Annotated in this window: 14 protein-coding genes and 2 pseudogenes; 9 read left to right on the top strand and 7 right to left on the bottom strand. The window is 61.6% G+C overall.

What is annotated here, in order from left to right:
- Positions 1-26: 26 nt before the first annotated feature.
- From AC5Y5W_RS21895 to AC5Y5W_RS21885, 3 genes are read right to left on the bottom strand one after another with little or no spacing between them, the layout of a single operon-like run.
- Complete coding sequence (locus tag AC5Y5W_RS21895; RefSeq protein WP_500013677.1) at positions 27-2942, bottom strand: MMPL/RND family transporter; 2916 nt, start codon at positions 2940-2942, stop codon at positions 27-29.
- A 46-nt stretch (positions 2943-2988) separates the two neighbouring features.
- On the bottom strand, positions 2989-5871 hold the full coding sequence (locus AC5Y5W_RS21890) for an MMPL/RND family transporter (RefSeq protein ID WP_500013693.1): 2883 nt from the start codon (positions 5869-5871) through the stop codon (positions 2989-2991).
- Entirely contained in the window at positions 5871-6290 is a 420-nt protein-coding gene (locus AC5Y5W_RS21885) for an MmpS family transport accessory protein (protein ID WP_500013695.1), read from the bottom strand. The genes AC5Y5W_RS21890 and AC5Y5W_RS21885 overlap by 1 nt, the downstream gene beginning before the upstream one ends.
- 734 nt (positions 6291-7024) lie before the next feature.
- Here AC5Y5W_RS21885 and AC5Y5W_RS21880 point away from each other — a divergent pair.
- The gene (locus tag AC5Y5W_RS21880) at positions 7025-7255 is read left to right on the top strand and encodes an MbtH family protein (protein ID WP_500013679.1); all 231 of its coding nucleotides are present in this window, start codon (positions 7025-7027) and stop codon (positions 7253-7255) included.
- Between the two features lie 60 nt (positions 7256-7315).
- On the opposite strand, the gene AC5Y5W_RS21875 is transcribed toward AC5Y5W_RS21880, so the two are convergent.
- Positions 7316-8632 (bottom strand): hypothetical protein, encoded by a 1317-nt coding sequence (locus AC5Y5W_RS21875; RefSeq protein ID WP_500013681.1) that lies wholly within the window; start codon positions 8630-8632, stop codon positions 7316-7318.
- Between the two features lie 680 nt (positions 8633-9312).
- On the opposite strand from AC5Y5W_RS21875, the gene AC5Y5W_RS21870 reads away from it, so the two are divergent.
- Entirely contained in the window at positions 9313-10281 is a 969-nt protein-coding gene (locus AC5Y5W_RS21870; RefSeq protein ID WP_500022601.1) for a sulfotransferase family protein, read from the top strand.
- Between the two features lie 87 nt (positions 10282-10368).
- On the opposite strand, the gene AC5Y5W_RS21865 is transcribed toward AC5Y5W_RS21870, so the two are convergent.
- Complete coding sequence (locus AC5Y5W_RS21865; protein ID WP_500022600.1) at positions 10369-11157, bottom strand: GAP family protein; 789 nt, start codon at positions 11155-11157, stop codon at positions 10369-10371.
- Between AC5Y5W_RS21865 and AC5Y5W_RS21860 the strand changes: the two genes are divergently transcribed.
- Entirely contained in the window at positions 11135-12349 is a 1215-nt protein-coding gene (locus AC5Y5W_RS21860; RefSeq protein ID WP_500022599.1) for a Gfo/Idh/MocA family protein, read from the top strand. The genes AC5Y5W_RS21865 and AC5Y5W_RS21860 overlap by 23 nt on opposite strands.
- A 322-nt stretch (positions 12350-12671) precedes the next feature.
- Entirely contained in the window at positions 12672-14030 is a 1359-nt protein-coding gene (locus AC5Y5W_RS21855; RefSeq protein WP_500022598.1) for a hypothetical protein, read from the top strand.
- A gap of 143 nt (positions 14031-14173) precedes the next feature.
- Here AC5Y5W_RS21855 and AC5Y5W_RS21850 read toward each other — a convergent pair.
- Positions 14174-15336: pseudogene (locus AC5Y5W_RS21850) on the bottom strand (IS3 family transposase).
- A 196-nt stretch (positions 15337-15532) separates the two neighbouring features.
- Between AC5Y5W_RS21850 and AC5Y5W_RS21845 the strand changes: the two are divergent.
- Positions 15533-16531, top strand: a complete 999-nt coding sequence (locus tag AC5Y5W_RS21845) for a Gfo/Idh/MocA family protein (RefSeq protein ID WP_500022597.1) — start codon at positions 15533-15535, stop codon at positions 16529-16531.
- 35 nt (positions 16532-16566) lie between these two features.
- On the opposite strand, the gene AC5Y5W_RS21840 is transcribed toward AC5Y5W_RS21845, so the two are convergent.
- Positions 16567-18207, bottom strand: coding sequence for a GMC oxidoreductase (locus AC5Y5W_RS21840; protein WP_500022622.1), 1641 nt, complete (start codon positions 18205-18207; stop codon positions 16567-16569).
- Positions 18208-18384: 177 nt separating this feature from the next.
- On the opposite strand from AC5Y5W_RS21840, the gene AC5Y5W_RS21835 reads away from it, so the two are divergent.
- From AC5Y5W_RS21835 to AC5Y5W_RS21820, 4 genes and pseudogenes are all read left to right on the top strand, one after another.
- Positions 18385-19653 carry a glycosyltransferase gene (locus tag AC5Y5W_RS21835; RefSeq protein WP_500022621.1) on the top strand — a complete coding sequence of 423 codons (1269 nt, stop codon included), beginning with the start codon at positions 18385-18387 and terminating at the stop codon, positions 19651-19653.
- A 191-nt stretch (positions 19654-19844) separates the two neighbouring features.
- Positions 19845-20432 (top strand): hypothetical protein, encoded by a 588-nt coding sequence (locus AC5Y5W_RS21830; RefSeq protein WP_500022596.1) that lies wholly within the window; start codon positions 19845-19847, stop codon positions 20430-20432.
- Between the two features lie 146 nt (positions 20433-20578).
- Positions 20579-21913 carry a WS/DGAT/MGAT family O-acyltransferase gene (locus AC5Y5W_RS21825; protein ID WP_500022595.1) on the top strand — a complete coding sequence of 445 codons (1335 nt, stop codon included), beginning with the start codon at positions 20579-20581 and terminating at the stop codon, positions 21911-21913.
- A gap of 354 nt (positions 21914-22267) precedes the next feature.
- A pseudogene (locus AC5Y5W_RS21820) lies at positions 22268-22435 on the top strand (MbtH family NRPS accessory protein); the annotation flags it as partial.
- Positions 22436-22478 lie beyond the last annotated feature (43 nt).

The raw sequence follows: 22478 nt of genomic DNA, 5'->3' as shown, positions 1-22478 counted from the left end.
CGAAAGTATACGTGGCGAACGTCAACCTAGACGGTCGTCCTCGGGAAGACGTCTGTGACGGCCTCGTCGTCGCGGTAGTCGTCCTGAAGCATCAACGACCGCGTCACCGGGCGCGATGCCAGAGACCGAAGCATGAGGCTGGCCGGGCGCGGGCGAACCACCTGCGGCCACCAGAACCACCGTCCGAGCAGCGCGGCAATAGACGGTGTCATGAACGCTCGCACCACCAAGGTGTCGAACAGCAGACCCAGGCCGATGGTGGTACCGACCTGACCGATGATCCGCAGGTCGCTGACAGCCATCGAGGCCATCGTGATGGCGAACACCAGGCCTGCGTTGGTCACGACCTTGCCGGTGCCGCCCATTGCCCGAATGATGCCGGTATTTATACCGCTGGCTATTTCCTCTTTCATTCGGGATACGAGCAGCAGGTTATAGTCAGACCCCACCGCCAATAGCACGATCACGGACATCGGAAGTACCATCCAGTGCAATTGAATGCCGAGAATGTACTGCCAAATCAGCACAGACAAGCCAAAGGATGCGCCCAGCGAAAGTGCCACCGTGCCCACGATCGCTAATGCGGCAATAAAGCTGCGCGTGATGATGAGCATGATGATGAAAATCAGGCAGAGCGCACCGACGCCGGCGATCCACAAGTCATATTTTGCCCCGTCGTGGAAGTCCTTGAAGGTCGATGCGGTGCCAGCGAGATAGATCTTGGAGTCCTCCAGCGGCGTCGCCTTCAACGCCTCCTCGGCGGCCGTCCTGATCTTAGCGATACGTGCTATGCCCTCGGGGGTGGCGGGATCGCCCTTATGGGAGATGATGAATCGGGCCGCTTTCCCGTCCGGGGACAGGAAGGAGCTCATCGCCCGCTGGAAGTCTTTGTTCTCGAAAACCTCCGGAGGCAGGAAGAAAGTGTCGTCGTTTTTGGCCGCGTCGAACGCCTGCCCCATGGCGGTCGCGTTTTCGCTCGATTCGTCCATCGCCTTGAAAAGCCCCGACATGGTGCTGTGCATCGTCAGTAGCATCGTGCGTGCGCGCTGCGCAGTCGCGATGAGTTGGGGGAAGTTTTCAAGGAGCTGCGGCAACAGCTTTTCGAGCTGTCCCAGATCCTGAACCACAATCGAAAGATTGTCGGCTGCCAGATCGACACCGTCGACGCTCTCGAATACGGTTCTGATTGCATAGCACAACGGGATGTTTGTACAGTGCTTCTCCCAGAATAAAAAGCTCTTGATCGGCCTGAAGAAGTCCTCAAAATCCGCGATATGGTCCCGCAGCTCGCTGGTCACGGCCTCCATTTCACGTGTCACGCCAATCGTGTGAAGAGTATTGTCGGTGATTTGCTTCTGCAATTCGTACAGCCGCTGCATCGTCGCGACTTGAGTGGACAATATGTCGGCCTGCTTGAGCATGTCGTCAATACGGGCCTTCATATACTGCATGACTTGTTGTCGGCTCGCGTTTTGCATACTGATGATAAAGGGGATTGACGTGTGTTCTATTGGCGCTCCCTCGGGCCGGGTTATGCCCTGGACAAGTGAGACGCCGGGAACATGGAAGATCCCCTTGGCCAATTTGTGTAGTATCAGGAAATCGGCCGGATTGCGCATGTCGTGATCTGATTCGATCATAAGAATTTCGGGCATCATGCGCGATTGGGAGAAATGACGGTCGGCAGCCGCATACCCTTCGTTGGCCGGAATATCCTGAGGTATGTAGTTCCGGTCGTTGTAGCTGGTCTTGTAACCCGGCAGGGTCAGCAGTCCGACCAGCGCGATTGCTAGCGTCGCAGTGAGAATCGGTGCGGGCCAGCGAACAATCGCGGTGCCGAGTCGGCGCCATCGCCGGACACCGACTCTGCGCTTGGGGTCGAATAGCCCAAAGCCACTTCCGAGCGCCAGAACGGCCGGTACCAGAGTGAGCGCGACCGCGACCGCAACCACCATGCCGATTGCACAGGGGATGCCGATTGTCTGGAAGATAGGCATTCGGGTAAAGCTCAAGCACAAGATTGCGCCGGCGATCGTCAAACCCGAGGCCAAGACAACCGGAGCGACTCCCCGATAGGTCGTGTAGTAGGCCGTTTCCGGGTCCTGGCCGGACTGGCGCGCCTCGTGATACCGACCGAAGAAAAATATGCCGTAGTCCGTTCCGACCGCGATACCGAGGGCCACCAGTAGGTTAATGGCAAAAGTCGAAAGAACAAGAATATTGCTGTTGCCGAGAAATGCGACGATACCCCGAGCCGCCCCTAATTCGACGCCGACCATGACCAGCAACAGCACGACGGTGATGGCCGAGCGGTAAACAAGGAGCAGCATCGTGAAGATGATCGCGACGGTTATCACGGTCATCTTCACAATGGATCTATTACCGCTGTGCTGCATATCGGTGACGAGCGCCGCTGGGCCGGTGACATAGGCCTTGATTCCGGCTGGCGGCGCTGTCCGGTGCAAAATATCGCGGACCGCAGCTATGGATTCTTGGCCCAGGGTCGTGCCTTGATTCCCGGCCAGATTCAACTGCACATACGCGGCCTTGCGGTCGTCGCTTTGCGCGCCGGCCGCGGTAAGGCGATCACCCCACAAATCTTGCACGTGTTGGACGTGCGTCGGGTCGTCACGTAAGTCGCGTACCAAGCCGTCGTAGTAGAGGTGGGCATCCTCGCCGAGCGGCTGCTGGCCCTCCAGCACGATCATCGCGAAACTGTCCGAATCGGATTCTTGGAAGTCCTTGCCCATCTGCTTCATGGCCTGTACCGCCGGCGCGTCTTGCGGAGCCAGCGGCACGGAATGCTCTTCGCCCACGCGTTCCAGCGACGGAACGGCAAACGTCACAAGGAGCGTCAGCGCCACCCACGCGAGGATGACCAACAGCGAAAACCTGCGGATGGCCCGCGGTACGAAAGGGCTCTTAGGGTGTTCGGTGCTCATGCGGCGCTCATTATCCCGGGCTCCGTCCTCACCTGGATATCGCCACTCACTGCGGCTGTCTCAGCAAGGCACGCACCAGCGGACGGGGTCCCGACGGCCGGAGTAACGTACTGGCGGGTCGTGGACGCACTTGTTGCGGCCACCAGAACCAGCGTCCCAGCAGCGCGGCGATGGATGGCGTCATGAATGCCCGCACAATCAGTGTGTCGAACAGCAGACCCATCGCGATCGTCGTGCCCAGCTGACCGATGATGACCAGATCGCTGACGATCATCGACCCCATGGTGAACGCGAACACCAGGCCCGCGTTCGTTACGACCTTGCCGGTACCGCCCATTGCGCGAATAATGCCCGTTTTTATACCGGCGTGTATTTCCTCTTTCATCCGGGACACCAACAGCAAGTTGTAGTCGGAACCTACCGCCAAAAGGACGAGCACAGACATCGCGAGCACGGCCCAGTGGATTTGAGTGTGCAGCAAATGTTGCCAGACCAGTACGGACAGCCCGAAGGATGCGCCCAGCGAAAGCAATACTGTGCCCACGATAACCAGCGCGGCGATAAAACTGCGCGTCATGAGTAGCATAATGATGAAAATGAGGCAGACCGCAGCGACGCCGGCAATCATGAGATCGAACTTGGAGCCGTCCACCAAGTCTTTCGTCATCGCTGAGGTGCCGGTGAGATAAATTCTGGCGTTTTCCAGCGGAGTTCCCTTAAGCGCTTCCTCGGCGGCGGTCTTTATCTCGTTGACCCGCGCTACGCCCTGCGGCGACGCTGGATCGTCCCGCTGGGAAACGAGCAGACGAGTGGCTTTCCCGTCCGGAGAAATGAAGACGTCCATGACTCGTTTGAAGTCTTTATTTTTGAAAACCTCCGGAGGGAGGTAGAAAGAATCGTCGTTTTTGGATGCGTCGAACGCCTTACCCATGGCTGTCGCGTTATCGCCCACCTCGTCCATCTGGCCGATCATCCCGGACATGGTGCTATGCATGGTCAGCATCATGGTCCGCATGCTCTGCATGGTCGCGATCATTGATGGGAATTGTGCGACGAGTTGCGGCATGAGCAGGTCGAGCTGATCAAGGTCTTCCACTAAAATGTCGAGCTTGTCGTTGAGCTCGTCGACGCCGTCAATGGAATCGAATACCGATCGGATCGCCCAGCAGATGGGGATGTCGTAGCAGTGCTTCTCCCAATAGAAGTAGCTGCGGATCGGTCTGATGAAATCCTCGAAATCCGAAATGTGATCTCGCAAATCTTGCGTGATGTCCCGCATCTCATGTGTTGAGGCGACCATGTGATGCGTCGTACCGACAAGTTGCTGCATCAGGTCATACATGCGCTGCATGATGTTGATCGTTGCGGTGAGGTCATCAGCCTGCTTGAGGATGTCATTCATGCGGTCTTTTTGGAAACCCATGACCGAAAGCTGACCCGCGTTTTGCATGCTAAGCATATACGGTATCGACGTGTGGTTAAGCGGGCTTCCCTCGGGCCGAGTGACCGACTGCACCCTGGAAACGCCTGGCACCGCGAGGACGCCCTTCGCCAGTTTATTCAATACGAGAGCATCGGCGGGATTGCGCAAATCATGGTCGGTCTCAACCAACAGCATCTCCGGCGCCATCATGGCCGACTCGGGGAAATGCCGTTTCGCGGCCGCAACCCCCTCCTGGCTGGGAATGTTTTTGGGGATGTAATCCATGTCGTTGTAGCTGGGGCGGTATCCCGGCAGCGTCAATAGCCCGATAAGCGCGACAGCTAATGACGCGACGAGAATGGGCCCTGGCCACCGAACAATCGCCGTGCCGATGCGTCGCCATCCATGATGGGAAAGCGGTCGCTTGGGGTCGAACACACCGAAACGACTCCCGACGTTGATGACCGCCGGAACCAGGGTGAGAGCGACGGCGACCGCGACGAGCACCCCGACCGCACACGGGACACCCAGCGCCTGGAACCAGGGCAACCGGGTAAAGCTGAGGCAGAAAAGCGCGCCGGCGATCGTCACGCCGGAGGCCAAGACAACCTTGGCGGTGCCGTGATAGGTGGTGTAGTACGCCGCTTCCCGATCTTCGCCGGCCTGACGTGCCTCTTGATATCGCCCGATGAAGAAGATCCCATAGTCGGTTCCAGCCGCGATCCCGATGGATACCAACAGATTCACGGCGAAGGTCGTAAGGCCGACCATGCCCACGTTGCCGAGGAACGCGACGAGTCCCCGGGCCACCTGCAATTCCAGTCCGACCGTCACCAGCAAAAGAATGACGGTAAGAATTGAACGATAAACGATGAACAGCGTCCCGAAGATCACGGCCGCGCTCACCAGCGTAATTAAGATGACCGTCCGGTTACCGCTATGGCCCATATCCGCAACGATCGCCGCGGGCCCGGTGACATACGCCTTGACGCCTTGCGGCGCCGGTGTCCGCGCGACGATGTTTTGGAGCGCTTCGAGTGAATTGTCGGCCAAGGTCGTCGCCGGCAGACCGGCCAAGTTCACTTGCACATATGCGGCTTTGCCGTCAGAGCTTTGTGCGGCGCCCCGGGTGAGTGGATCGCCCCAGAAGTCCTGGATGTGCCGGATATGTTCGGGATCGTCTTTCAACTGGCGGATCAAATGGTCGTAATATTTGTGGGCCTCGTCGCCGAGAGGTTCTTTCCCCTCCAACACGATCATCGCCGCACTATCGGACGTAGATTGCTTAAAGTCGTCATTCATGCGCGACATCGCCTGAAACGACGGCGCATCGCTGGGGTTCAGCGACACTGAATGCTCTTTTGCGACTTGCTCCAACGGGGGAAGGGCGATACCCACGATAATGGCGATTCCCACCCACGCCAAGATGATGGGCACCGAGAATCGATGAATCGTGCGCGCTACGCGAGGCTCAGTGGGCCGCTCGTAGCCCGTGCGCGCGGTAATCACGCGGCCTTCAGCAGGCAGAAGGTGAATGCATTCACTTCGTGCGAGACTCTTTCGGATTTGACCTCATTGTCCACCGTGATGCGGCAGCCGATGCTGGCACCGTCACCTTGGGCCGTGACATTCCCGATTCCCGCCGCCGCGGTGATTGGGAATTCCAGTGTCCACGGCAAGTGCACCCCTTCGAGGCGCTGCGGGTCACCATTGGCGTCGAAATAGCTAATTGACGCTACGGTCCCTGGTGGTCCGAAGACCTCATAGGTGAGGCGCTTCGGGTTGAACGGTTTAGATTCTCCGGCTCTGGTGTCGGCATACGACGTACGTTTCTCCGAGCCGAAGATGCCGTGCAGCCGCGAGACGGTGAATCCGCCGGCAACGATCACTGCCACAATGACCAGCGGAATCCACAGTTGCCGCAGAACCCTGAGAATCGCACGCCCCCGATTCGGCCGATTCCGTCGAGATTGAGCCCGCGTTGGAGGCTCAGTTGTTGAAGACTGGCGACGCCGCCCGAACCGGCCGAGCCGACGGCCAGACTGTTGGCTCACGTCTGGGTGACCGGGATCGGCGACCTCCGACCATGCTTCCGCAACGGCGCGCCCACCGCGTTCGACCACTGCACCCAACCTTCCGCTGTTTAGCTCCCCGCGCATGTCCGTCGATTCGAACATGCCCTTTACACACCGGCCGTGATAGACCAGCCGACAGTACAGCGAATACGGTGGCCATCGCAGGAAAATCGCACGGTGGTCACCTCAAACTTGCGACGCTTCCCAGAACACGACCCAAACTTGACACGACCCGATCTCGGTGAGTAAATCATGCCCGCGGCCTCCGTATTGGCTGTTGCTCAATCGATATCGGATCGTAATGCATGCCGTGTGCGTAACGGCACGGTACAGATGGTCCCGCCCGCCCCGCAAATCCCGTCATGTCGTTACCTGCCGTGCAGCTCCTCGGCCATCGCGTGCGAACGTAAGGAGAGAGGACCGAGGCCGCCGCGGTGTGCCGCGCACCGGTTGCTAATCTGTGCCGGGAAGTCCCGCGCGTAAGTCACATCAGGGACTTCGTCGAAATCCCGGACGGACCTGTTGGCCACCACTATGGTCTGGAACCGGTACCACTCGTGTCGACTATGAGGTATGGAGATTCGGTGAGCGTCAATCCGTTCGACGACGAAAACGGCAGCTTTTTCGTCTTGGTCAACGACGAGGAGCAACACAGCCTGTGGCCAACCTTCGCCGACGTTCCAGCCGGCTGGCAGGTGGTTTACGGCGAAGCGGACCGCGCTGCGTGCCTGGAGTACATCGAGCAGAACTGGCCTGACATCCGGCCGAAGAGTCTGCGCGACAGGCTGGCCGCGGCCCAGGATTCCGATAACTAAGGCCGTTTCCGCAGTCGCCGCAGTCGTCTAGTCCTTGGGTAGGGCTATCGGCAACGCGCGTTAGTCGATCTCGCCGGTCAGGTCGAACTCAGCCAGCGTGCGCGCAGCCAGTTCCCGCAATGCGGGCTTGGTGTTCTCGGCACCCGGTTGGTAGGCGACGACCGTCATGCCCAGCTTGCCGCTGATGCGCCACGACTGCACCCTCATTTGGCCGCCCATCTGCTCAAGCCGCTGTCGCGTTACCTGTTGCCAAACCCCTCGTGCGGTGCCGTACTCGGCGTCGGTGCCATCGGGGCGCAGCATCGCGCCGAGGTCGCCGAGATAAGAAGACAACACCGGGAGATCAGGGTCGGCGGGCGCCGCGTCGGCCATCCGTTTCAACGCCCGCTTGGGCATCAATGCCATCAGCCAGAGCAGCTGCGACGACTCATCGGTAGTCTCCCGTGAAGTCTTCAGCGCGTGCTTGACGGCAGCGCGGACGTCATGCAGATCCGTCGTGACCGACGTCGGGTCGACGCTGACGCGGGCAAGCGATACTGCGTTGGCACGCTGATCGCCCTCGGTGCGGTCGCTCGCTGGCAGTAGCAACGTGACGGCGCCGTCACTGGCACGTCGGCGCCCCAGTCGCTCGGCGAGTTTGACAGCCAACGCGGCGGCAAGCGCGTTACTGGTCCCGCCAAGGGCCTGCGCGCGGGCATCCCAATCGTTGAGGTCGACGTAGATCGTGATACCCGGCACGCGGACAATGTCATCGCCGTTCTCGAGGACGACCGGTCGCGATCCCGGTGCTTGGGCACTATCGCGTCGGCGGCGGGCTTGTTCTCGAGCCGTTTTCGCCGCAACGACAAGGGCTCGGGCAATCTCAGGTGCGTCCTGCGCTGTTTGGCGAGCATCCTGTGCCACCGCACGTCGTCGAGTACGTGAACGCGGCGGTGGATAGCCAAGGTCGCGCTTGTTGCCCAAGACCGCATCCAGTACGGCGACGCCGAGGCCGAGTCCGTCGACCAGGTAGTGAGAAACCACCAGGCTGACGGCGGTCGAGCCATCCGTAAACGGAAGGACGCCCAGATGCCAGCCCGGCCCCAATTCCGGGTCGGCAGACATGTGCGCGCGGTCATCTGCCCATTCACTGAGTTCAGCGCGTGGACGCGCGCACTCGGCGATATCGATGTCCGACGGCCCCCGGTGTGCGACCCACCGATGCCGAGCGAACGGCAGCGGCGAACGTTCGATGCGCCGTCCGAGCAACCCGTAACCGAGATTGTGGTGAAAACGCCGCAGGGCATCCAAATCGACAGGGTGCTCATAAACCCACAAGCCCTGGATGACTAACTCCTGGCCGGCGGCACGCTGCCCCGCGAACAAGCCGTGGTCCATGAACGCGAGCCGATTGTCTGGCGATGCATCACCGTTGGATTCGCGATTGTCAAACGAGGCGCGTGGAGAACGCTTCCGAAGTGGCACTGGTCAGCCTCCGATGACATGCGATTCGCTCGTGATTCCCCGTGTGGCGTACACCTGGTCACGGCGGGTCACGCTGCGCGGCACGGCATTCGCCTTGCCGGGATTGGCCCATTCACCAGATGAGACTAGCCGATGTGGAACTCCGGTTAGGCTGATATGTCGCGGAGAGCCAGCTGCGACGGCGAATCGCGCTGGGCCGTCGTAACCGCCTCGGTAACCGTAGCGGTGAAATCGATGCCACTGTCGAGAATTTCGGTGAGTAGGCATAGATTGCCTTGCCCTGCAGCGACTCCCAACTGATCCATCCAGATCCGCAGTTCCTAGCGCCAGAGTCGCAAATCGGGTCGACTCGATGACCGCGTTGACGGCCGGGGGCAGATACGCCGTTTGTGGACCCGGGGACATCTAATGGTCGACGGCGAATCGCGCTGGGCCGTCGTCTAGTCTGTTGCCATGAGCCAGAGCCCGCGCAGTGCCGTGAAGCCCTTCGGAGAGGTATACCGACCATACCGCGCCGGCCTGCCATCGGCGGATCTTATGGCGGAGCACCGCTGTCTCACGCCGCGCGCGACATTGGGCACGGAGTGGTGCTCGTGACCGGCGCCGGCGCGCAGCGCGGGACTGCCGCCCGCCCAGTCGCTCTGTTCGTGTTGGGTCCGGGCCGGTCCGGAACATCTGCGTTCGCGCGCGTTCTCTCGCTGTGCGGGGGTGAGCTCCCCGCCGGGGTGTTGGGTGCCGACGCAGTCAATCCGGCTGGGTATTGGGAGCCGCGGGCAGCCCTGCATCTCAACGACAAGATCTTGTACCGCAACGCCAGCGCCTGGTACGACCCGGCCATGCACCTACAGGACGAAGGTGCGTTCGATGCCGAAGAGTACGCCCGTTGCGTCGCCGAGATTGGGGAGTTTTTCACCACACTGCCGGCCGCGCCGCTCGTGGTCATCAAGGAACCTCGGATAACGCTACTGTCCGGCATGTGGTTTGAGGCGGCGCGTCTGGCCGGATTCGACATCGCGGCCTTGATTGCGGTGCGTCACCCGCAGGAGGTCATTGCGTCGATTGCGGCGGCTATTCGAACCCCGGCAGAGCTCGCGAGTGCCGTGTGGCTGAAATACAATTTGCTGGCCGAAAGGGACACCTGCGGCCTTCCGCGGGTGTTCGTAGAGTACGCCAACCTTCTCGACGACTGGCGCCGGGAAATAACGCGGATTTCCGCGGCGCTTGCGATCGATCTCAGCCTCCCGGATGCTGGCGCAGTCGAGGAGTTTCTCAAACCGGGTCTTCGGCGCCAACAACACGACGGTCCGGTGACAGAAGTTCTTGGCACAGACTGGATTTCCACGGTCTACGAAGCGCTGTGCGCAGCCGCGCGGGATGAGCCCTTGGATAGGGCTGCCATGGAGCGTGTTTACGGCGAGTATCGATTGAGCGAGCACAAGTTCCGAGGGGTGTTCGAGGATTTCCGCGGCCACGACAACAGCAGGTTCCTTGGGCCGTCCATCCAGAAGCTGATCCGCTCCGCCCGCGCGATAGTTCACCGCCGCAGCGGAACCTGGGCCTGATCGCTGAGGCTTACACCGTCTCGAATCGCGTGCAGCTTTGAACTCGAAAGAGCCGCCGGACAAGCAGCCGGGCTCTCAGCCACCAGGTCAGCGGACCCCGATGCCCAAGCTCTGGGTTACCAGCGCGACCCCAACCACTGCAAAGATGCCTAGCAGGATCTGCTGACGGTGCGCCAGGGCCCACTCGTGTAGTGGTTTCAGTACCGCTTGGGTCTTCGTTGGAGTGACCAGATAGCTGATGAGCGTGAGCTCAATAACCCCAAGCATCGCGATGACGAACCCGATGACGGCGATGACCTGCGCGCCGAGTGGGATTCCGGCGGTCACGATCGTAGTGTCGATGAATATCACCAGGTAAGGGCCCGGCAACAGTGCCATGCCGACCACGAACGCGACCCATAACGATCCACTGTCCCATGCACTTTGGAGACGGCCCAGCAGCCGCCGGATCGGCGATGCGCCGTCCCTCGCGTCACCAGCGCGACCAAACGGTGATGACGACGTGGTTGGGTCCGGTATATCCGCGTCCAGCACCAGGGTCGAGCCGTTTCCGTCCCTCGCCGGCACCTGCGCTCGTCGACGTGCGACGAAGCGCACAGCCATCACCGCGGCGATCGACAGCACGAGCACACCCATGCCGAATTGAATGTGCCGGACCGTGGAGCTCGCGGCCGTGGTCGGGGTGGCCAGATCATGCGAAAAAGAGGTAAACGTCGGTGTCGAGTGCAGCACCAACAGCGGAGCCAGCAGGATCGGAACGTTCATTATCAGGCAACCCGCCCAGCAGGCGAGCAGGTTTTGCACCGGCCGCGGCCGAGAGATCAAGAGAAGGATGAGGCCGAGAAGCGCCGGATTGAACGCCATCAGCAGCGCCACCCCAAGCAGTGAGCCCCACATGGCCGGAAACATTACCTTGTCAGTTCGCGCGGTTTTTGTCTGTTGGCTCTTTTGCAGCCGACCGGTGTTCTGGACCAGCTGGGCGCATGATTCTGTCGCGAACGTGACAGCAGAGCTCGCCCACTTGAAGAGCGAACGGCTCGGGCCAAGTGCTAGCATCGCGGCCGTGCCTGGACGCGGGGCCTCGGTGCGGATCGGAATTCTGGGCGCGGCCCGCATTGCGCCGTTGGCGCTCATCAACCCGGCCCGGGAAAGCAACGAGGTCGTGGTGGGTGCCGTAGCGGCACGTGATGTGTCTCGTGCTCAAGCCTTTGCCGCCAAGCACGGCATCGCCCGGGTGCATGACAGCTACGAGGCCCTGGTCGCCGATCCAGACTTGGATGCCGTCTACATCCCCCTGCCGAACGGCCTGCACGGCAGATGGACTCGGGCTGCGCTTGTTGCGGGCAAGCACGTGCTGTGTGAAAAGCCGTTTACTGCCAATGCCGCCGAGGCTCGTGAGATCGCCGAATTGGCCGCAAAGTCGGACCGGATTGTGGTAGAGGCACTGCATTACCGCTACCACCCGTTGACTGTGCGTGTCGAGGAGATCATCGCTTCGGGAGAGCTGGGCACACTGCAGCGGGTCGATGTGTCCATGTGCGTATTGCTGCCCCAGTTCTCCGACAGCGACAGCGTCAACAATTATTCCCTTGCCGGTGGTGCGGTGATGAATGCCGGAAGCTATGCAGTCGACATGGTCCGCACGTTTGGCGGTTCGACCCCGGAAGTCGTTTCGGCACAGGCTAAATTACGTAGCCCTGAGGTGGACCGGGCCATGGCGGCCGAATTGCGGTTTGCAGCGGGGCACACCGGCCGGATCCGCTGCGCGGTCTGGTCGTCGAATCTGGTGCGGGTGAGCGCCAAGGTGGTGGGCGACCGCGGCGAGTTGCGTGTACTCAATCCGGCTGTACCGCAGGTATTCCGTCGGCTCTCGGTTAGATCAGCAGACGGCAAACGGGTGGAGCGATTTCCGCGGGGTGCCTCCTACGCGTATCAGCTTGACGCTTTTGCCGCGGCGGTATTGCACGGCGAACCGGTGAGGACGACTCCGGAAGGCGCGATCGAGAACATGACCGTCATCGATGCGATCTATCGAGCTGCCGGCCTTCCGCTGCGCAAGCCAGCCTGAAGCTCATCCGGTAGCACAGTTGGAAGGTCGTGTCTCAAGCAGCGCGCCGCGTCGACACATGGGAGGAGGCGAGCGGATCAGGTGGCAAAATGCGTCTGGACCATAGGAGCAACCGTTTTTACCATAGGACTCAGTCGTCTCTGGCCGCGGACGCTGGCTGACGAGGGTTGCTGGTGAATTCGGCTGGTTCGGACTTGACCGGCTCGTAGACGGCGGGTTTCGGCGTTACCCGAGCTATCTCGAGTGAGTCCGAGTCGGCGTCCTTTCGGGCTCGAAACAACTTCTGAGGCATACGGTAAGAAAGTACGGTACGAATACGAAAATGGACAATGTACTCGATCCGCACGACCAGACCAAGTACGACCTCGCGCGCGTGACAGGCATCGGCAGCCTCCTGCAGTGTGTTTGGGTGTACAACCGACCGGCTGACATCGAGAGTCTGCGGCAGTTTTATGAACACCTTCAGCGAGGTCGGTTATCCCGCTGCATCGAACGGTCACCATTGCGATTTGGCCGCCACCGCTGGGTATCGGCCGATCGCTTATCCGACATGGAAGTCGCCACATTGGACCTGCCGCGTGAAGAATTCGACGCCTGGCTCAACGAGCAGGCCAACACGTCGTTGGATTGCGAGAACGGACCTGGATGGCGCCTAGCAGTGGTTCCGTTCACTGAAGGGGGAACTGGGGTTAGCCTCGTTGTCTCACATTGTCTTACTGACGGCGTCGGGCTGTGCGAGGCGCTAGCAGATGCGGTTGTTGGCCGCGACGACCCGATTAGCTGGCCGACCGCCGCGTCGCGCCAGCGGTGGCAGGCGCTGCGAGAGGATGCTCGTCAAACGGCGCGCGATGTACGGGCGATGTCCCGCGGTGTCATCGCCGCGGTACGGTTGGCCCAGCGTAGCCGGGGCGGTCCCAAAGTTGCCGCCCCGTCGCGTACCACCCCATCTGCGGTGCCCGTCGGCGCCGACGAGTCCATCGTGTTGCCAGCGGCAACGATCTTTGTGGATGCCGAGGAGTGGGATGCCCGCGCACATTCACTAGGCGGGACCAGCAATACACTGCTTATGGCATTGGCGGCCCGCCTGGCGCAGCGTGCAGGATGGGTCAGCGCAGACGGCTCGGTCGTTGTAAGGATGCCGGTGAACGAGCGCATTGCCGGCGATACTCGCGCGAACGCGAACAGCGTTGTCGCCATCACCGTCGACCCTGCATCCGCGCCGGCGGATCTGCGCGAGATCCGCGGCGCAATCAAGCAAGTGCTGATTGAGCACCGCGAGGTGCTCAGCGAAGAGGGTGCAGTGATGTCTCTCATTCCGCTGTTAGGCATGGTGCCGCAGCGGCTCATTGTCGGGGCAGCGAGTGGTGGTAGACCCGACGTCATCTCATCCAACCTCGGTGTGGTCAACCGAGCTGCTGGCCGGGCGGACGGGGCAGACGCGGACTATTTCGCTATGAAGATTCTCTACTCGGGCGCGACCAAGACGATGATGTACCGGTTCGGCGGCCTACAGGTTTTCCTCGCGGGAAGAGCGCACGGACAGTTCTTTATTTCGGCGACAAGTTATCAGCCGGGATGCGCCAACACGAACGATGAGTTGCGACAAGAACTTTCGAGCATCTTGAAGGATTTCTCGCTGACCGGTACGTATCTCGGCGTGCCCCGGAACGTACACCATTGAAAGAATCATCGCGTTGAATCCAGAGGCGGATCGGCCGCTCACCGTAGCTTGACCTGCTCCATAGCTTGAGGAGCCAGCGGGGCCTTATCGACGACACCCCCGCTCGATGATGGGTCTGCTGCACGAACCGGTGACAGTTTCGGTTACGCGGCCTGACTGGCCGGTGTGGTCATGATTGCTTCGAATTCGACGGGGGTCAACCGGCCGAGGCCTATCTGTCGGCGTCGGCGGTGGTAGGTGCGTTCGATCCAGGTGACGATGGCGATGCGCAACTGCTCGCGGGTGTCTCAGCGGCGGCGGTCCAAGACGTTCTTTTGCAGCAGACTGAAGAAGGACTCCATGGCCGCGTTGTCACCGGCCGCGCCGACGCGGCCCATTGATCCGACCATGTCGTGACGGCCCAGGGCACGAACGAATTTTCTGCTGCGAAATTGCGACCCGCGGTCACTGTGGAGGATGCAGCCGGCGACATCGCCGCGGCGTGCAACGGCGCTATTGAGCGCCTGGGTGGCCAGCCGTGACTTCATCCGCGAGTCGATGCTGTAGCCGACGATCCTGGTGGAGAACACGTCCTTGATCCCGCAAAGGTAGAGCTTGCCTTCGCCGGTGCGGTGTTCAGTAATATCAGCCAGCCACAACCGATTTGGGGAATCCGCGGTGAAATCCCGGCCCACCAGATCGTCGTGCACAGGCGGCCCGGGCTTGCCGTTCTTGCCACGCTTCTTGCCGAAGGCACTCCACCAGCCGTTGGCCGAGCAAATCCGCCAGGCGGTGCGCTCGGCCAACGGCTGCCCGGCATCGCCGGCCTCGGCGGCCAGGAAGCGGTAGCCGAACTCCGGATCATCGCGATAAGCGTCGAACAAGGCGTTAGCGCGGTAGGCCTCGACCAGCTCGGCGTCGGTCACCGGGTTGGCCAGCCACCGGTAGTAGGGCTGGCGAGCGAGCTTGAGGCCCCGGCACGTCACCGCCACGGCAATCCCGTCGGCAGCGAGCTCTTTCACGAGCGGGTAAAGCCTTTTCCCGGCAGATTGGACTGCGACAGATACGCCGCCGCCCGACGCAGCACCTCATTCTCCTGCTCCAACAGCCGGTTTCGGCGACGCAGCTCCCGAAGCTCAGCCGATTCCCCGATCGTCTTGCCCGGAGCTGCCCCGTCGTCGATATCGGCCTGGCGTAGCCGCTTCCACAGCGTCATCGGGTGTACCCCGAAATCGACAGCGAGCTGCTCAATCGTCACACCGTCCTCGCGGCTGCGGGCGACACGCATAACGTCGTCGCGGAACTCCTTCGGATAGGGCCTTGCCATGGTGACATCCTTCCAGCCCGCCCACCCTGGGCAAGCGATCTCAGGTGTCACCTATCCCTGCAGCAGACCCGTGATCGTCACGTGACGATAGCAATGACTTCACCGGCGCCGGGATCGCGCATGCTGAAAGTGATCTCGGCTCGGCCTACTCGGCGCATTCCTTCGAGTGACCCGAACTGCCTGCTAGCATCGGTCCGTGCCTGAACGCGGGGCCTCGGTGCGAATCGGGATTTTGGGCGCGGCCCGCATTGCGCCGTTGGCGCTCGTCAACCCGGCCTGGGAAAGCAACGAGGTCGTGGTGGGTGCGGTTGCAGCACGTGATGTGTCTCGTGCTCAAGCCTTTGCCGCCAAACATGGCATCGCCCGGGTGCATGACAGCTACGAGGCCCTGGTCGCCGATCCAGATCTGGATGCCGTCTACATCCCGCTGCCGAACGGCCTGCACGGCAGGTGGACTCGGGCTGCGCTTGTTGCGGGCAAGCACGTGCTGTGTGAGAAGCCGTTTACTGCCAATGCCGCCGAGGCTCGTGAGATCGCCGAATTGGCCGCGAAGTCGGACCGGGTTGTGATGGAGGCATTCCATTACCGCTACCACCCGTTGACTGTGCGTGCGGAGGAGATCGTCGCCTCCGGCGAGTTGGGCCCACTGGAGCGGGTAGAGGCGGCCTTGTGCTTTCCGTTGCCGAGATTCGCCGACATTCGCTACAACTACGCCCTTGCCGGTGGGGCGATGATGGATGCCGGAAGCTATGCAGTTCACATGACCCGCACCTTTGGTGGCTCGATCCCGGAAGTCGTTTCAGCACAGGCGAAATTGCGTGGCTCTGATGTGGACCGGGCTATGAACGCCGAGCTGCGGTTCGCGAGCGGACACACCGGCCGGGTTCGCTGTTCGATGTGGTCGTCGGATCTACTGCGGATAGGCGCCAAGGTGGTCGGTGACCGCGGCGAGCTGCGCGTGCTCAACCCGGTGCTACCGCACGTTTTCCATCGGCTGTCGGTCCGTTCAGCCGATGGCAAGCGGGTGGAACGCTTCCCGAAGCGCGCTTCCTACGCGTATCAGCTTGACGCGTTCGCCGCGGCGGTGCTGCGCGGCGAACCGGTGAAGACGCCGCCAGAGGACGCGGTCGAGAACATGACCGTCATCGACGCGATTTATCGCGCTGCCGGACTGCCGCTGCGCAAGCCGGCCTGAACGCTGATCCGTTGGCTCAGTTGGCATTCGGGCAATCAGCTGGTGAAGTGCACCTGATTCACGTGCTCGGCCACCCGCAAGGCGTTGGCCGCGACCGTCAAACTGGGATTCAAACCGGTGCTGGAAGGAAAGAACGAGGTGTCCACCACGTAGAGGTTGTCCACCTCGTGCGCCCGGTTGTGTGGGTCTAGCACGCTGGTTTGGGGGTCGGTACCGAAGCGGCACGTGCCGCAGACATGGCCCACCGAAGCGTTGTTTTCGCCATCGCGCAAGGTGACTTTGCGGAACGGCTGGAGTACCTCTTTCAACTGCCGCATAAACACGTTGCGGCGCTCGATCTCGCTGGCGTGCAGACGATACTGAAGCCGCAGCCGCTGGCGGCCGTTCAAGATTGGCCGGTCGGATGGCAGGACGCAGTTGTCCAGATAGGGCAGGTCTTCGGTGATCGATGCCAATACCAGTCCGCCGTTGAAGAACCGCTCATAGCCCCAGCGAACCGCCGGACTCATCAGGCGCAGCGCCTTCGCCCGCCAGCCCGGGCCGGTGCTCAACACCTCGATGGGCAGCATCGAGCCGAACGACTGCACGGTGCCGTATTTGTCTCCCTCCCAAAAATAGAAATCGTTCAGCCCGATCTCTTTATTTTGAGCGGTGATGTTGCAATCGGGTTGGGGCCAGATTTCGATCAAATCGATGAGATGGCGCATCAGGTTGCGCCCCACCAAGTCTGAGCCATTGGCCAATCCGCGTGGCCAATCACCCGAACGGGAATTGAGCAACAGCAGTGGGGTGGCCAGTGCACCGGCAGCCACTACCACCACCTTGCCCTTCAGGGCCAACATCCCGGAGCCGCTCTCGCAAATCACTTGACGGACTTGCCTGCCGTCTGCTTCCAGACGCACGGCCCGGCATTCGGCCAACAGGTGCGCGCCGTGCTCGGCAATGGCCGGTAGCAAGCAATTGCGAGCGGCGTCGTTTTTGCACGACTGGTGGCACAGATACCCCTGACAGGTGGAACAACCGTCGGTGTAATCACAGGCCATCGGCAGGTGGTAGGGATGCAGTCCGCGGCCGGTCAGATAGTCGACTAGCGGTTGGTTGTCTGCCGAAAACGGCGGCGCCGCGGGCAGGCCGACCTCCGCTGCCTCCGGCCGTAGGGGATCGGGTTGGCCGCGAACTCCCAGCTGCTTCTCCGCCGCGGTGTACCAGGGCAGCAGCTGGTCGTAGCTGATCGGCCAGGCATCCGGCACGGTCGAATCGCCCGGGTTGCGGAAATTTTGACGCGGAGTGAAATCGCGCACGAAGAAGCGCTCGGAGACCATGCCATAGAGGCCCGACGACCCTCCCGTCCCGCTGCCGAGGAACGGCACGAACCGCCGCGAGAAGCGCCCACTGATGTCTTCGACCTCGTCGATGGAACGTCCGGCGCGGGACAGGGCGTCGTAATAGGCCTCGGCGGAACGGCCGGCCAGTGGCTCGGCCAATTCCGGCATCGAAGCGCGGATGGTCCCGGGCACGCCCGGCAGAGTTGAGCGGCCCTTCTCGACGAACAGCACCCTGCGGCCTGACCGGGACAGCGAATAGCCCAGCATCCCGCCCCCCATGCCGGTGCCCACCACAATCGCGTCCCACTCAACGCGTTCCGCCTCGTGCGCGGTCAGGTCGCCGTCAACCAAAAAGGAGCTCCTCAGGGGACGATGGCCAAGCTTTGCCCGGTTTGGGCGAATCACGAACCTACCACCCACTGCCACAGGCAGGCCGAGCTTTCCCTTGCCGCATGTGCAAGGAACCCGAACATGACCGATACCCTTGAGAATGCCTTCGGGCACTGGAAGGGAAAGGCCCGGATCACATTGAAATTCGTGCTGGCAAGCTTTGGAACTCGCGGCGATGTCGAACCTTGGGTCACGGTGGGCCGTGAGTTGCTGCGCAGGGGGCACGACGTGCGCATGGCCGTCCCGCCCGATTTGGTTGGCTTCGCCGAATCGGCTGGGCTTGCGGCGGTTGCCACCGGTCCGGATGTGCATAGCATTTTGGACGACCATCGCAAGTTCTGGACGCAATTCTTCAGCAAGCCCTGGAGAATCCATGAGCTGATCAGGTTGCGGCGCGAAGTGTGGGAGCCCGTTACCCGTTACTGGACGGAGATCAGCACCACGCTGAAGTCGTTGGCGGACGGGGCCGATTTGCTATGCACCAGTCTGAATTTCGAGGGCGCCGCTGCCAACGTCGCCGAGTATTACGACATTCCGTTGGCCACGCTGCATTATTTTCCGGTGCGGGCCAGCGGCTGGCTCCTGCCATTCCTGCCGGCGTCGTTGGGTCGCGCTGTAATGACGACGTTCGACTGGCTGGGTTGGCGCGTGGAGAAGAAGTTCGAGGATGTGCAGCGCCGCGAATTGGGGCTACCAAAGGCAACTCGCCCTTGGACGCGGCGGATCGCCGAACGTGGATCGTTGGAGATCCAGGCTTACGACGAGGTGTGCTTCCCCGGGCTAGCAGCCGAATGGGCGAAATTCGATGGGCGACGTCCTTTTGTCGGGGCGCTGACGATGGAATTGCCAACCGATGCCGATGAGGAGGTCACCTCGTGGATTGCCGCGGGACCACCGCCGATTTTCTTCGGCTTTGGCAGCATTCCTGTCGAATCACCCTCTGACACGGTCGCGATGATCAGCGCGGCGTGCACGCAGTTGGGCGAGCGGGCGTTGGTTTGCTCCGCGGGGACCGACTTCAGTGGCGTTCCCCATTTCGAGCACGTCAAGATGGTAGGCACGGTGAACTATGCGGCCATCTTTCCGGCTTGCCGCGTGGTCGTCCACCATGGTGGCACCGGCACCACGGCCATAGGCCTGCGTGCTGGGGTCCCCACGTTGATCCTTTCGACGGACCTCGATCAAACGCTCTGGGGGTCTCGGGTCAAACGGCTGAAGGTGGGCGTCTCCCGGCGTCTTTCGGGGACGAACCAGGAATCACTGATCGCTGACTTGCGCACCGTCCTCGCCCCGGACTATGCGACCCGGGCTCGCAAGATCGCCACCCAGATGAGTAAAGCTGCCGAAAGCGTTGCGGCCGCCGCTGATCTTGTGGAACGTGCCGCCCGTTTGCGGCATGTGGGCTGATCGGAGAAAGTGGGCTGCCGCATTGATTTGGTGACGGCCCGTGTCAGGGCGGCTGGAAAGCGGATTCGTTTAATTTTGCCCAAAATGCTTGCTGACAAGTACCAGCAATCACTCTAATAACACTTTGCCATTTCGGCGCTATTTTCAGGGTGGAACCGGCTTCTAAGGCAGCTGTAAGAAGTACGGGCGGCTTGCTCGTCCTGAAGATGCCGGTCAGCGAGCGCGTCGCCTGTGATACTCGCGCCAACGCGAATAGCGATATTGCGGTCACGATCGAACCTGCACCTGCGACGACAGACCTGCGTGAGATCCGGGCCGCTGTCAAACATGCGTTGATTGACTACGGGGAGGAGGTCGATGAGCGTCGAGCACTGTTATCGATTGTTCCGCTGTTGCCGCAGCGGCTTTTCAGGCGAATGATCACCGTGGTTGCCGGCGTCGCCTCATCAAACCTCGGCGTGGTCAATCCGGCCGCGAGCCAGCCAGACGGTACGGACGCCGACTACTTCGCCATGAAGATTCTCTACTCAGGCGTGTCCAGGGCGACGATGCACCGGTTCGGTGGACCGCTGTTCTTGCTCTCCGGGAGAGCGTGTGGACAGGTCTCTATCTCGATGACTGGTTATCAGCCAGGCCGTCCCAACTCGAACGATAGTTTGCGACAAGAAACTTCGCGGGCCTTGAGCGACTTCTCGCTCGCCGGTACGCATTTCGGAGCACCCCAGGATCACACACCATTGACGGAACCGCCACGTCAAATCCGCGATACGGGCGATTGACGCACCAGAGTCCGCAAAGTGCAAGCCCGCTAGCGGGATTCAAGTCTGGATCGCGCTACCGAGATGCCGGCGTGTGCGGTTTCAATGTCATTTCATTTCAGGGTGGAACCGGTCTCTCGGCATATGGCACGAAGTACGGTACGAAGATGGGCAATGTGCTTGATGTGGTGGACCAGGCCGCGTTTGATATCGGTCGAGTGACGGGAGTCACCACCCAGTTGCAGTGTCTGTGGGTGTATGACGGTCCGGTCGACATCGAGGGTCTGCGGCGGTTTCATGGCCATCTTCAGCGGGGGCGGTTGTCCCGCCGTATCGAGCGGTCGCCGTTGCGGTTTGGTCGCCACCGGTGGGTGTCAGCTGAGCGCTCATCTGAGCTGGAGGTCGCGGCGGCGCGGCCGCGTGAAGAATTCGACGCCTGGCTCGACGAGCAGGCCTCCACGCCGCTGGATTGCGAGCAGGGTCCTGGATGGCATCTTGCGGTGCTGCCGTTCACCGATGGCGGCACTGGGGTGAGCTTGCTCGTCTCTCATTGTCTGATTGACGGCGTGGGGCTGTGTGAGGCGGTGGCGGATGCGGTGTTGGGCCGCGACGACCCGATCAGTTGGCCGGCTGCTGCATCGCGGCGGCGGTGGTCGGCGCTGCGCGAGGATGCCCGGCAATTCGGGCGCGATACCCGCGGCATCGGCCGCGGCGTTGGTGCCACGGCCCGGTTGGCCCGGCGTAGCCGCCGTGGTGCTCAAGCTGCCATACCGCTGCCTAGCACGCCACTGACGTCACCTGGCGGAGCGGCCGAACTCGTAACGCTGGCAACGACGACGATCTTCGTCGATGCCGACGATTGGGAGGCCCGCGCACATTCACTCGGCGGGACCAGCAATGCACTGCTTGTGGGTTTGGCGGCCCGCCTCGCCCAGCGACTGGGACGGGTCAGCGCAGGCGGCTCGGTCGTCGCGAGGGTGCCGGTCAACGAGCGCGTCGCCGGTGATACTCGCGCCAACGCAGTCAGCGATATCGCCGTCACGGTCGACCCTGCAACTGCGGCGACGGACCTGCGCGAGATCCGGGCCGCTGTCAAACAAGCGCTGACGGGTCAGCGTGAGCTGCGCGATGAAGAGCGGGCCGCAATGTCGATCGTTCCCCTGTTGGCCCTGGTGCCGAAGCGGTTCCTCCTCAAGGCCGGCGGCGGCGGCGCTGCAGCAGGCGTCGTTTCATCAAACCTCGGTGTGGTTCAACCGGCCGCAAGCCGGCCAGATGGCACGGACGCCGACTACTTCGCGATGAGGCTTCTCAACTCGGATGTACCCAAGGCGATGATGCACCGGTTCGGTGGACGGCTGTTCTTGCTCTCCGGGAGAGCGCGTGGACAGGTCTCTATCTCGGTGAATGGTTATCAGCCCGGTCGTCCCAACTCGAAAGAGGCCTTGCGTCGCGATCTGGTCAGCGTCTTGGACGAATTCTCCCTCACCGGCACACACCACTAAACGGCTGGCCTCGGTGCCCGATTCACCAGGTTCAGGCCCCGGATCGGGGGAGGCGGCCTCTGGAGTGGTGTAGGGTCGCGACGCCAACGAGCGCAGAGAAGTTGAACGCCCTCGGCACAGTGCTTGCTCAGCGGCCCAGTCCATGAATCCAAACGTATTGCCGCAGTTCACCGGAAAGTCACCGCTGCTAGAACCCGTGCTTGCAAGATACGCGCGGATCATGTGGCATTATGGACTTCGTCGAAACCCGGACAAGCCCGATGGTCTTGCACTACCGTATAGTTTCACTCATGTCGAACAGAAGGGTGCAGGGGCCCGGGGAGCGTCAGTCGCTGCGATCGCGACGGCAGCTCGTTGGCCTTGGGCATCGACGTGCAGCAACCCAGCCGGTGGCTGATTTTCGCCGATGTTCGGGCCGGTTGGCGGACGGTTCACGGGGAGGCGGACCGCGCTGCGTGTTTGGACCGGATCGAATGGAACTTGACTGATATTCGCCGAAGAATTGGGCGAGAGGCTACGGCTGCCCGGAATTCTGAGAATTGTGGGTTAAACCACATGGTTTTGG

It is taken from the genome of Mycobacterium sp. NGS51 (assembly GCF_059812525.1).
The sequence above is the reverse complement of the archived record's forward strand: the minus strand, read 5'-3'. Positions and strand labels throughout refer to the sequence as shown.